Here is a 14,142-nt window from a genome sequence, read left to right as displayed (position 1 = left end):
TCATCGAGCAGGGCTTGTGATTTAAAGCGTCCTTCCCAAAAGTGCCCCGTGCATTTGTCTTCTTTATTGGCTTGTCGAGCAATAGGCTCGTTTAATGCCCGCATAAACCAACTGATATCGATTAAACGCTGTTTATAGACCTGTGCTGTTTCTTCAACCATTTCTATTTCGAATGTCGTTAATGATTGCTGTCGCTGATATTGACGGGTTAACAGGGTGCCTTTAAACAAGGTATGCCAACGGGACAGTATCTCTAGCGTCGTCCAGCTGTTAGCTTTTTCACTATCAACATGAAGGACTAAATGTAAGTGATTATTCATGACAGCGTGAGCACAAATACCAATAACAAAGACCTGAGATAATATAAAAATACGCTGTTCAATCCAATGACGCCTGTGCGCATAGCTGACACCGGTTTCTTTATCAATACCACATAAAAAGGCTTTTCGAACGGTTTGACTGCAAACATGATAATAGGGTGTATCAGATAAACTGATTTGTTGTGAACGAGGCTTGGGCATAACAATCACCACACTTATAAGAGGGTAAATTAAGTGTAGTTTATTGTTGAAAAAACAAACAAGTTATTATGGGTGGCTTAATAGGAGATAATAAAGCTATGTAAATGTTTTTCGCAGTTTAGTTTTAATTGATCGCCAATGTGTTAAAGGTAAATCTGGAGCTTTGGACAAGAGGTGTTGGTAGTCATCATCGCTAAGTTGAACCTCACCGCCATGAGCAAGCAAAATGGATTTAGGTTGAAGATTATTTATTTTAGTCAGTGAGCTTTTATAGCGATTGGGATAAAAAATGGGAAAAGGCGGAATAAGTCGTCCTTTTACTTCCACCATTAGGTCAGCTACATAAATGAGTTGACTTGGTTGGTGTAGCAAAGAGATATCTCTGTCGGTATGCCCTTGAGTATAAATGACTTGCCATTCAGCAAAGCCTGGTAAAACCTCACCATCATTTATTTTTATGTCGGGCTTTAATTTGGAGGAGTACCAAAGTTTTTTTGCTGGTTTATTTTTACGTTTCGCAACCCAGCGAGTCAATGCCATATCGGTAAAGTGCATTAATAATCCGTCTACACCTGTATACCAATGCCCAGAAACATTAGCAGTGGCAATTTTACAACCAGTTTTTTTTCTCAATACATGAGCTGCTCCAGCATGATCTGGATGCATATGAGTAACGACTATGAGTTTAAGGTCCGAAAATGGACGTTGTAATTCTTCTGTTATAAAGGTCTTAATTGTTTCGACATCTGCACGGCAGCAGCCATCAAGTAACAATAATTTTTCAGAATATTCTACTAAGTAAATAGACTGAATATAGCCTTCAATTTGGTGCAATTTCATTTTATAAAGATCATTAGTTTTTTGTTGTTTACTTATATCAAGCTTGATCCATAAATTCAAACGCTCGTTTTAATCTTTATTTAATGCCGCGGCACAAAAAAAGTCATCCCAATGCAAAATAGTGACGCTGGCAATTGTGGTATTTTTGCCAGTCAGGTTATTCGATTAATTGGTAATTTTTATAATCAAACAATGCGTCTTTTTATCTGTGGGTAACGTCCACTAACGTATAATATAAGACAGTTTTGGTACTGATTGAGGGTGTTAGGAAAGCTCTCTTTTGTGGCAACTACTACCCTTAGAGTTATATTTTAGAAGTTAATTATTTCAAATTTTGAGTGAATTTTTTGAAAGGTATTTTCGGTGCTTAAAGGTAAAAATTCCAGCTTTTATAATTAGTTAACAAAAACGGTAATTGCTATCGTTAATGGTGTTAGTAATGCACAACTAACATTGTAAGCAAGGTATCTAGGGTGTCGACCAATATTATCTTTAAATTTTATTGCACCATATAAAGCGACAAAGGCCAATGCTTGTGGAATAAAAGCCAGTGCACTCAGAGTGGGTAATAGCTTTTGGCTAATAAAAAAGCCAAGCAATAATGTTGAGCACACCGAAAAGATGAAAAAAATGCTATTGCTTGTTTTTATACCAAAGGCAATAGGAAAATGATTTCGACCGATACTTTTATCAGCATCAATATCAGGATATTGGTTTAAAAGTAATAAGTTGTTAATAAGAAGAAAAGGGATCAAACCTATTAGCCAAGGTGTTGTTGAAAAGTGGCCAGATAAAATAACTTGGGTGCCTGCCACCATCAGTAAACCAAAACAAAGTCCAGTGGCAACTAAACAGATAATGGGCCATTTATTAATCCACTTTGTGTAACTAATAATAATGGCTAATCCAAGTAATCCCATTGGTACTATGGCAATTACTGCTACGCCATAAAGTGTGACGAAATAAACACCAATAAGAAAGGTTAAAAGGGTTGTGACAATCGCGGCTCTTTTTACCCCAAGAAGTAACTCAGGTTGCTGAGATAATAAATCGCTACCACCGCTAAAGGGAGTTCTAATTGTTTTCAGATCTAAGCCGCTGACGTAGTCTTGATATTCATTAATGGTATTAACTGCAATGTGCGCAGAGATTGCCCCTAACAAGGCAATGGCTAATACGGCATAATCAACCGCACCTTGTTCCATATAACTCATACTAGCACCAAGAAAAACACAAACAGGGGCTAATATTAAGAAAGGTAGGCGAAATGAAGGAACAATGGCGGTTAGTGTCATGTTTATTTATTATCATTTGTCTAGATAGTAAAATATTCGCGAAAAGTCTTTTATGTTTAAAGTTATTGGCGTTGCAGGCGTTATCAAACCTGTAACGTGTTACTAAACCAAATTAGTGTAACTAATAAGGCTTAGTAACGACAGGCATTAATTTTTACGATGGTTTGTAATAAACATTCTTCGTAGTCATCGTTTATCCGTTAGGTATAACAAGTGAGTCATCTTGCGAATACAAATGTAAATAACAGCCTTTGCCCGCTAAAGTTAACTGGTAGGTAATTTCAGCTCTTTCTAAAAATCCCTGTTCAACAAGCCCGTTATCGATTAAAAAATCAAACATCGTATTCGACAACTCACCCATTTTTGCTTTCGCACTTATTTCCATTTTAGTCGCCACGCCTTTAATAGAGTTAATGGCGTAAAGTGCACGAATAATTGCCGCTTCTTTATCACCTATGCTTGGCATGGGGCCTTGGTAAGGGGGGAATTGTTTGGTGGGATATTTGCCATAAACACTTTTATAAGAGGCCTGCATCGCTTGAATATCATCATCTTTATTATTGGTCAGCTTAAAGATGTGAAAAACACCTGTTTCTTTACTGAGGTAATCGACTTTGGCTAAAAAAATAGGTAAACCACATCCTTGAGCAACATGGTAAAAGCCTGTTTTCCATTTTGCTACTCCGCCTCTTGTACCTTCTGGAGTAAATAAGAAAAATACTCGTTTACCTTTTTGTGTTTCAATAAATTGCTTGATTTGTTCAACTTGCCCTAAGCCTGTAGATGAACGATCAATAGGCATAGCACCAAGGTACATCAACCAACGACCTAAAAGAGGTATCCGGCACATACTGTCTTTAATAGAAAAATATATTTTCACATCTTGCAATATCGCAGCCCCAAGCGCATAGACAAAATCCCAATTCGATGTGTGCGGTGCTGCAATCGTGATACCTGCACCTTCGGGGGTAGCTGTGCACAATTTCCAGCCCGCAACTTTAAACCAAAGGCTAAAAAGGAATTTTAAAATGTATTTACTAAAAATACCGTCAAAGATTGTTTTTTCACGGATACGAAGGTTTTTTTTGGCCATGGTAATATAGTATTTTAATGAGTAGTTAATATTTAATATTATACAGTTTATTTGACGCTATAGATCAATATATAAGGCGGCAGTTTTATTCATTAAAACACCGCAAAAATACTGTTTTAGATTATAGTCAAAGATATTATTTCCTTGTGTTTACAGTATATTAAAAAGAAAAATTAATATCGTAAATAAATTGTCATTAAGTCGACGTGTTTACGATGAGTATAACAAGCAGATAGTGCGACAAGCTATAATGGCTAAAGAGCACAAAAATACAATAGATAAACCGATAAATATCCAACTTGATAATTTCAATCTTTACTTCTTCTGAAGTCATCTCATCGGGTTCATTGGCTAATATTGGAGTAGCCACAATTGCCGCACTTGCCAAAACAGCAGTCAAACTTATTAGGCCATATTTAAATTTTGACTCAAGGCTCACTACATTTAAAGTTTATTGTTGATATGCACTGATGAGGTTGCTCTAGGCGGGACTTTTGTTTAAGGCGAGAAGTAGGGCTAGTAAGACTTTACTTTATGATTAAGTAAATAAAATCATTACTAGCCGCTAACGATAGCGCATTATTGCTCTTTGATAAAAACACTGGTGGTTAGTGCTGGAACAAAAAAGCTGTTTTCATTGCTGGTACTCTCTTTAACAACACTATCAACGCCCTGTTGTTGAATAGGGTGCAATTGATATTGTGCTGCCTCTTTAAAAGGGATTGTTTTAGCGGTGGTGCTAGTATTAAAAATAACAACGAGCGCTGATATGTCAGCATCTACTTGCTGATATTTTTCGGCATCATCGATGCTCATCACAATTAAGCCAATTTGTTGTGCTTTACCAGTATTGTGAAATTTTACACGCTCTATTATTTGTTCACTGTTGGTAAGACGAAAAAGGGGGGTACTCATGCGTAGACTAATGAACTCTTTAAACACTTCTGCACTAAACTCGATGTCAGTTGGGCTAACAATATCTCGCCCTTCATTTTTTGCCAGTACTTTTTTAATCAGTGGCCAGTTTGCTTGGTCTTTATCTGCTGGCGGTAAACCAACATTATAATTATTGCTTTGCTTGGTAAAATCGACTTTATTAAACCAATCACCATAGTCGTAACTGTCGCGTAAAAATGACTTTGAACGTAAAAACTCTGATCCCATATGTAAGAATGGAATGCCCTGTGCGAAAATAGCAAAGGACAGTGATTGTAAGTGAATACGTACGCGATCTTTTGTTGAGGTATCAAAAGGTAAGCGGTATTGATTATTGTCCCATAATGTTTGGTTATCGTGTTTAGATACATAGTTAATGGTATCGGCAGGGTCTAATGCATAACCGGTTGGTTGGTCACCATAAGGAATTTCTTTGCCGGTAACGTTTTTATCTTGAGCATTTTTAAGAGGGAAGTTGGCTAAATTAGCGGCTAAACCAATACGTAATTGATCTGCGGCGAGTAGATAAGCTTTTCTTGATACTACTCGATCCACTAATTCATTAGGCATAGTGCTTAAACCACTGCCGATACCTTGGCTTTTACGAATGTCATCGCCACTGGCGCTAAAGGCTCCACCGCGAACTGCATCGCGTAAACGGTCGGTAAAGGTACCGATTTCTGTGCCAGCCAATGCTAATTGGCTAGCTTGCGTAAAGCGCTGATTATTCGCTACCTCACCAAAATTCCAACCTTCCCCATAAAAGTAGGTGTCTATATCAACCGCTTGTACTGCTTTTTTGGCTTTAAGCATCGCCGATTTGGGTTGGTGTGCCATAAGGTCGAAGCGAAAGCCGTCAATTTTGTAGTCTCTTGCCCAAACAACTAATGAGTCTGTCATTAACTTTTCCATCATGACATTTTCTGTGGCAGTGTTATCACAACAGGTTGATTGTGCGATTTTTCCGCTGATAGGGTCAAGACGATGATAATAATTAGGGACAATTTTATCAAGCACAGCCGTTGGCGCTAGCCCTGCTTGATGAGTATGGTTATAAACGACATCCATGATGACGCGAAAGCCTAGATTATGAATACTTTGTACCATTTGACGAAATTCAATAATACGTGCTGAGCCTTCAGGGTTTTGTGCGTAACTGCCCTCTGGAACAGTATAATGGAAAGGGTCGTAGCCCCAATTGTAATTATCAATTTCTCTAATAGAACTGACTATCGCTTGGCGCTCGTGTGTTGCAGTGGGAAGTGTTTCTAAATATTCTTGTATCGTTATTGCTTGGTCTTCGATCCCACAAAGCTTATGTTCGGGCACGAGTTGGCAAAGTTTGCTAATAGGATTATTTAGATCAATAACTTGTGTGTCATTTTCGTTAGCGGTACCAATATCAAAGGTAGGGAGTAGATGAATATTGTTAATACCTGCTTTTTGTAGATCCTTAAAGTGCTTAATGCCAGCGCTATTTTTTTCGCTGAAGGCGGCGTACTTTCCTCGAACAGCAGGTGATGAGAGTTGCGGATCGTGGGCACTAAAATCACGAATGTGGGTTTCATAAAAAATATTATCTTCAGGGTTCTTAATTAAAACATCTTGCTGTAATTCCCAGCCATTAGGTTTGTTTTTTGAGTCAGCTAAGTTGATAACATGTGAATATTCACTGTTTGTTGAAAGGCTCAAGGAATAGGGATCTGTAGTGGTTAATGTTTCAATTTTATCGCTAGCCGGGTGATATATTGTCAGCTGGTACTGGTAGTAGACTTCTTGTTGAGTATTCATAACGGCACCAGACCAAATACCGGTATTGCTATCTTCTTTAAGTGGCACAACATGCGTCGCTTGCTTGTCTTTATTAAACGCTAATAAGGTTACCTGTTTTGCGGTCGGTGCCCACAGTGCAAACTCAATCGAATCTTTACTGAGAGTGGCCCCAAAATTTTTCAGCTCATTAGCGTCGTTACTTTGTGAGGTAAACAAAACATCCAATAATTGAGCTGTTTGCACCTGTGCTGTGTGTTTTGAATTTGTGCCCTTGCTTGCAGAGCTGACATATATTTTATTTTTCAGTACTTTTTTAATCTTATTAGTAGCCAGCTTTACCTCAAATACATTAAATGAACGTAAATGTTTAGGGATAAGCAGACGATTTATTTCTCCTGTGAAGGGCGTAAGTGTGGCTTTTTCAATATATCCACCATCATCAAAGGTTAACGTATGTTGTTGATGTAAATTATCTTCAGGTAATAAAAGCAGTTCTGGGGTCAGCCAATGTGCAGAAAAGTCTTGGCTTACTAAAGGGGGAACTGCTACTGACTTTACGCTCGTTTCGGTAAGCTGGGTTCTTGTTGGTATACTTTGATCATGCTGACATGAGCTTATACATGTCGTGGTGATAATGATTAGGCTTAATTGTCGAGAACGAGCTAAAGAAATACGCATAAGGATAAATAACAAAGTAAATTAATAATGTTAATAAGTTACGCATTTATCAGCAATATAAACAGTTTATTCTAATTTTTACATACGTATTCAGCCAATCTGCTGACAAGTTATTTCCCCATAAAAAAGCGCCAAGAATATTCATCCTTAGCGCTTTCTAAAGTGTTAGCACAGCTTAAGTACTTAAGCTGTTCGATTAACTTACCTGATGACTATGGCTGACATTCTTGTATCGCTAAACGGCCAACATTATAGCCTTTACTTGGGTTTGCGCTGTCGAGTGTTAGTAAAAAGCTGTATGAACCCGCCGCCAGTGTCGTATTGTTATTGGCGTCGCCAGTGTTATTATAAGCAACAGGGTAATTGATACCTAAGGCTAAATTCTCCCCTTCAATATCGTTACTATCGTTTTCTTGTACCCACAATTGTGTGGTCCAACTACCGTCATCTGAAGCCAGTTTAAATTGCATTGCCCCGTCAAATTCAGCTACGGCTTGATACTGGTTATTGCCTTTGTAATTTAATCTAAACTCTTCAGTGGCATTCCACGCTGAATGATCGCCACGAACAAAGAGTTGGCCGCTACCATTAATATCAAAAGGAATGTCGTCGCTTGAATCAACTAAAGCAGCACAATCTACTGTGGTGTTTTTGCTCACAATCGTTAAGCTTGGCGTCGATGTGCTGGCATTTAAACTAAAGTTATAATTACCGGCAGCCGTGGTAGTTATTTCTATATTGCCACTGTTATCAGCCGATGCTGTTATTGAGTTATCAGTGAAGGTGACATCACTAAAGGCGAGGTCGACCGCCGCCCAATCATCAGAACCCATTTTAAAAATATGCGTGCCAACCGCTAAGGTGAAATCAATCACATAGTCGCCGTTCCCTTGATAAGTAAACATATCAATTGCTGTTAAACCGTCGTCACCCCAATTGTTCATTGACCCACGTAGGTAAATACTTGTCTCGCCATAAGGGGCGGGGTCAGGCGCATTTAAGGTCGCATCTGCTGCTAAACCAACGCCTTGTGCCATTGCTTGTGGTTTTATAAAGACTGCAGTAGTTAACGCAGGTATGCTAAAGGTGCCTTTTCCTGAAGCCTCAACAAATGATGCTGTTTGAACATTAGTATCGGCAGAGCTTTGCTGGACACTGTGCAACTCAAAGCCGGTCGCAGTTAAAATATCGTGAGATTGCGTGGATGCAGTGCCGTTTATCACCACAACAAGTGCATCAATATTCTCATCAAGGTCAGTTAGACCGTTACCATCATCAATACTCATCACAATTAAGCCCTGAGTCTGTTTGCTACCGGTATTATGAAAACCTAAACGTGCATTAATATCAGCTTGTGTGGTTAACCTAAACAATGGGCTTGAGGCACGAATACTCAAAAACTCTTTAAATATATTTGATGAGAATTCAATGTCACTGGCTTGTGGCGCTGTTTCGCTATTATTGATCAGTGCTGTCATCAACGACCATTTACTTTCATTGTCTTGCGCAAGTGGCAAGCCAACATTCCAGTTATTGGTACTCATAGTGAAATCAACTCTATTGAACCAGTCACCGGCATCATAAGTGTTTCGGTCCATTGATTTTGAGCGCAGTAAATCACCACCCAGTTGGAAAAACGGAATACCTTGACTGATTAACGCCAAGGTCCCGGCAATATTTTGTATGCGCACGCGATCATTAAGACTAACTTCGGTTTCAATGCCATATTGCAGTTGATCCCATAAGGTTTCATTATCATGTTTTGAGACATAGTTAATGATGTCGGCAGGGTCTTTTCCGTAAGAAGGCTTACTAAAGGTACTACCCGCTTTGATGTTGTCATTCTTATCTTGTAGTTGATAATCTTTTTGGGTACCAGCAAGTCCTAAGCGAATAATGTCTTGGTCATTTAAGCTACCAGCACTTTTAAATAAAGAGGCACTTCGAATAATATCGCGAGGTCGATCGTTAAACGTACCGACTTGCGAACCCGTCATATTATTTTGATCCGCTTGTTGATAGCCTTTATCATCACGCGTCCAACCTTCACCGTAGAAATAGTTGTCGGTGTCTATTGCTTGTACAGCGGTGCGAGCACTTAAAATCGATGCTTTTGAATTATTACTCATAATGTCAAAACGAAAGCCATCAAACTTATAGGCTTGTGACCAAGTAAGTAATGAGTCTTGCATGAGTTTATGCATCATTTCATGTTCAGGCGCGGTATCTTGGCAACAAGTTGCTGTTTCAACATTACCTGAGGTTAAATCACGGCGGTGATAGTAACCGGGTACTACTTTATCAAGCACTGAGTTTTCCCATAAACCCGAAGAGTTAGTGTGGTTGTAAACAACATCTAAAACAACACGTAAGCCCATTTCGTGCAACGCTTGGTTCATCGCACGCATTTCAGTTATGCGAGCGACACCGTCAGGATTTGATGAATAACTACCATCGGGCGTTGTGAAGTGTTCAGGATCATAACCCCAATTAAAGCTGTCTAAGCCTCGCAATGATTCGGCAAGCGCTTGTGCAGCTGTGCTGGTTGGGTCGTAACTGGCGAATACCTCGGCTAAGGTATCACTAGCATTTACAACACCACAAACAGGCGCGTCACTTTTCTTAGCACATAATTCGCTAACGGTATTATCAAGGTTAATAAGGTTAGCTGCATCTTCATTTATGCTGGCAATATCGTTGGCGGGTAATAGTTGAAAGTGTGTTAAGCCTGCGTCAGCAAGAGATTTTAAATGTGTTACGGGTACAGAGGTTTCTTCGGTAAAGGCAAGGTAGTTACCTCGGTTTTCTGAACGGGTGCTGGCGTCTAAAATACTAAAGTCACGTATGTGGCCTTCATATATAACACTGTCTTCAGGGTTAACAACTTCAGGAATGGTGTGGCTGTCCCACCCGATGGGTTTTAAATCACTATCAGCTAAATTAACAAACTGAGAAAAATCGCCATTGGTTGATAAAGAAATCGAGTAAGGGTCTGTGGCTTCAATTTTTTCAATACGCTGATTTTGTTGATGATAAACGGTTAACTCATAGCGATAAAATAAGCGGTCTACTGTGTTTGGCGCGGTAAATGACCAAATACCTGTTGCTGCGTCAAGGGACATCGTATGACTTGACTGTAAAGCTTTACTTGCGTTGTATACCTTAAGGGTAACTTGCTGTGCTGTCGGTGCCCAAAGTTTAGCGCTTATCTCGCTAGCACTGTAAATAATACCTAAGTCTGCTTCGTTAGCATCGTTATTTGCCGAGGTATATAAAGCGTCTAAGATACGGGGTGTTTGCAGGTAAGTTGCGGCGATAAGTGAATCGTCACTCGCATATGAAATTGCCAATAATTTACCACTAAGCATTGATTTTGCTTTACTCACCGATGCCGATGTTGCGGTAAATGCCGCTAAATCTTTATAGCGAGGCATATTAAGTGAAATCGCAGGGTGTTCACCACCTGCCGCAGGGAGGTACTCAAGGAAGTTATCCCCTGGAATACCGCTTTCACCATCAAAAGCTAAGTCGTCAGTGGCTGAACTATAAATGCGTACTTTAGCTACGTTGATGCCGGCGTTCCAAAATACGGTATTTTCATTGGCCCAGTGCGCAGCAACATCGTTAATTAAGATGCCTGTTGGAAGTAAGGTCGGTTCGGTATATACATCACTGATACCTGATAATGTCCAAGTCATGCGATCGCCGCTTAAATCAGCTTGATGGTCGATGCCACCTAAGTCTTTATCATCACCTTTATGGATAATAAAGTTAGCACAGTCGCCATAATCTGCTTTTAAATTGATAAGCCAGTAAGCGCCATAATTTGGATCTAGCCCTGTTTGTGCTTGCCCTGTTGCCCAGTCAGTATCGGCGTTGGCATAAGCGTCACAAGTCTCGTTGTTCCATAAATGTATGATCCAATCGCTGTAAGTTGCGTCTGCGCGGTTATAGAAAATGACTAACTCGTTATCCCCTGCAGTAACCATTGGCGCTGGTAATCCCGCTGTAGCAATATCAAAGGTCAGGCTAGCAGTAGCACTAGCATTACTCGGGTCGGTAACAGTCAAGCTTGCCTGATAGTTTCCTGCGCCTGATGAGGTCACGGTTGTTGAAGTATTGTTTGCACAATCAGCGATGGTCACTGTTGTTAAGCCATTGCCTGGAGATAATTGACAAGATAATGCATCGCCGTCACTATCGGTAACAGACCATGAATAAACGATTTCCTTAGGTGATGATTCAATAATTTCATGGCTGAAATTCGTCATAGTTGGCGCATTGTTCACCTTGTCAGGTATATTAACTTTATCACCACCATCACTGCCTCCACCGCCACAAGCACTTAATGCGGTGGTAACCGTTGCTATAAGGGCAACCTTTTTAAATTGAATTATTGTCATCTTATCACTCTTAGGTTTATGCAATATTTATCTGTTGTACATTTGAGCTACACTAGATAAATATTATTTTTAATTATTCCTTCATACTAAAGAGTCGACTGGTTAATGAATAGCCATTACATACGTATTCAAGACAGATTTATGACCTTTTATTTACTGTTTAGCGACGTTTTGTTGACGATTGATAAGGGAGTTATAGGCATAAAAAAACCGTGATAAATCACGGTTTTTACAACGAGATGTATTTACTACACCAATAGTAAGTTTGTTTGATTAGTTGGTTTTCTCAGTAATCGTTAACATAGGTCTTAATGGGTTAATTGCGTTCAATGTAAAGACATAAGTCGCTTCTTTAGTTACATCAAAAGTAATATCAGCACCGGGTAATGTTAAGGTTTTTGCTTCACTGGCGGTTAAGATATTATCATCAACAACACCGCCAACCGTAGAGTCTTCTTCCCAATCAGCAGAGGCAATTTTAAAATTATAGCTACGAACGGGTAATAACGTTTCTATTGTATAAATACCTGCAGTATAAGTTAGTATATAAGCCTCTTCGGTAGCCCATCCATTCATGTCGCCTTTAAGGTACATAGTACGTTCTTGGTAAGGGGCTGGCGCTTCGGTTACTGTTAATTTAGGCGCGGTGAAATCAGTCGCATCTAAAGTGAAGGTTAATATTTTATTTTCAGTCACTTCAATGGCAATATTATCTTCACCCGGTAAGGTTAATAATTTTTCTTCACCGATAACAACATCACCTTCGCCAGCAAAAGCACCCATAGTAGAATCGTTTTCCCAGCCATCTGACGCTATTTTAAAGCCATACTTTTTAGTGTTATCAATCAATGCATTTACCACGTAAGTGGTGTCGGTAAGTGCAAAGTCAAAGTTAGGTGTAGTTGACCAATCGTTCATGTCACCTTTTAAATACAAAGTGCGACCTGAATAAGGTACTGCATTCTCAATCGTTAATATTGGGGCACCTTTATTGGTGGCATCAAGTATAAATCGATAAGTACCCGCTGCAGCGGCAGTGAAATTAATGTTTTGAGCAACATCTTCACCAAAAACTAATGTGGTGGCGGTATCAAGTGGCACAACGGCACCTTCGGTGGCAATACCAAAATTAGTCGCATCAGTCCAGTTAGCATCAGCCACTTTAAAGGCATAGTCTTGCATTTCTAATGGATGTAAAGAGGTGTAGATATTTTCACCTTTATATACCATAGGAAGGGCATTAGCCCATTCGTTCATGTCGCCTTTAACATAAAGTACTTTGTCATAAGCAACTTCAATAACGGTTAACGTTGGTGCTTCAGTATCTGAAATATCTAAAATGAACTGGTAGTTACCGTTGTTAGGAATGGTAAGGCTAATGTTTTTACCTAGCTCTTCACTGGCAATCAATGTTTTACTTTCGCCAAATACGACTGTTTCATCACCTTCACTTGCGCCAAAGGCATTGATAACATTCCAATCTGCATCAGCAACTTTGAAATCATAAGCTGTCGCTGAGCCTGTAACTGCTAGTGCCATGGTGTAGACACCTTTAGAGTAAACAAATTTATTGCTGTCGTCTGTGGTTTCCCAGTCAATGAGGCCGCGTAAATAAAGTTCAGCTGCGCCATCAACAATAGTTGGCACTGCATTAGGGTCGGTTACACACTCGTCACCCGCTTCATTAGCAATAAGTGGCGCTTCACACTCTAAAGGTGCTGGTGTTGAGCCACCAGGAACAACTAAAGAGGCAAACGTTCGTGGGAACGGAAAAATAGTGGTTTCTTTTTCTAGTAAGAACAATTCACCGGTATTAACTGTGCTTATATCAACAAGAATATCATCTTCACCTGAAAATTTAACTGAACCAATAGCATCGTAAACAATAAAGTTAATACAATTAGGTGGATCGATAGTATTCATTACCCAATAGGCGCCAAAATTATCATCAATACCTGTCCACGCTAATGAAGAGCCCCAAGGTGTGGTCCCTTCAGGACGATCAAAATCTGCATAGGAGTTACAGTCAGCGTTATTCCAAGCGTGTAAACCGGCAAGGTTATAATCTATCGCGCTGCCATCAGTTGGTGTTTCAAATTGAAAATAAATAACTAATTCGTTTGCCGCTGGTGTGTAAGCTGGCACGGGCATAGTGATACCGTTAGAGCCATTAATCCATGCCTCTTTGCTCATTTCACAAAGTTGAGTATCAGGGTTGGCAACTTCAGGGTAATTACAGGGGGTAATAACTAATTCACATGCATTACCCATTTCGTTAATTGTTTCTGGTGACTTACACCAAAGAGGGGATTCAGTAACAGCATTACTTTCATCACTTCCTCCACAGCCTGCTAATACACTAACCAATACGGCTAACGTAGCAAACGATAATTGTTTCATATAACCAGTCATAAATGACATCTCCACTTAAATGTTGATAAGGTGCTAAGCCGTTATGTATATAGCAAACTTAGTACGTTGTTTTTATTTTAATAATTGTTATTGCTTTATATTGTTACTGTCACGTAATCAAAAAACGGTCTTAATCATCCATTAAAAAGTAGCTTCAGGTTATGTTGAATCTAATTTCATCATCCTTTCAC

Annotated in this window: 6 protein-coding genes and 1 pseudogene; all 7 read right to left on the bottom strand. The window is 39.4% G+C overall.

Going from position 1 to position 14,142, the window contains the following annotated elements; translation table 11 throughout:
* Positions 1-521: pseudogene (locus H4J66_RS04170) on the bottom strand (transposase); the annotation flags it as partial.
* Between the two features lie 96 nt (positions 522-617).
* Positions 618-1,361: an MBL fold metallo-hydrolase gene (locus tag H4J66_RS04165; RefSeq protein WP_182170986.1), complete on the bottom strand. Its 744-nt coding sequence runs from the start codon at positions 1,359-1,361 to the stop codon at positions 618-620.
* Between the two features lie 395 nt (positions 1,362-1,756).
* Positions 1,757-2,656, bottom strand: coding sequence for a prenyltransferase (locus H4J66_RS04160; RefSeq protein WP_182170983.1), 900 nt, complete (start codon positions 2,654-2,656; stop codon positions 1,757-1,759).
* A 193-nt stretch (positions 2,657-2,849) separates the two neighbouring features.
* Entirely contained in the window at positions 2,850-3,749 is a 900-nt protein-coding gene (locus H4J66_RS04155; protein WP_182170980.1) for a 1-acyl-sn-glycerol-3-phosphate acyltransferase, read from the bottom strand.
* Positions 3,750-4,328: 579 nt separating this feature from the next.
* A complete protein-coding gene (gene pulA, locus H4J66_RS04150; protein WP_182170977.1) occupies positions 4,329-7,136 on the bottom strand; it encodes a pullulanase-type alpha-1,6-glucosidase in 2,808 nt (935 codons plus the stop codon).
* Positions 7,137-7,348: 212 nt separating this feature from the next.
* Positions 7,349-11,539, bottom strand: a complete 4,191-nt coding sequence (locus H4J66_RS04145; RefSeq protein ID WP_182170975.1) for an alpha-1,6-glucosidase domain-containing protein — start codon at positions 11,537-11,539, stop codon at positions 7,349-7,351.
* 273 nt (positions 11,540-11,812) lie between these two features.
* Positions 11,813-13,951, bottom strand: coding sequence for a pullulanase-associated domain-containing protein (locus H4J66_RS04140; RefSeq protein ID WP_182170972.1), 2,139 nt, complete (start codon positions 13,949-13,951; stop codon positions 11,813-11,815).
* Positions 13,952-14,142: the final 191 nt, after the last annotated feature.

Source organism: Colwellia sp. MB3u-55, assembly GCF_014076785.1.
Classification (GTDB): Bacteria; Pseudomonadota; Gammaproteobacteria; order Enterobacterales; family Alteromonadaceae; genus Colwellia_A.
This window is presented reverse-complemented; position numbering and strand designations above follow the sequence as displayed.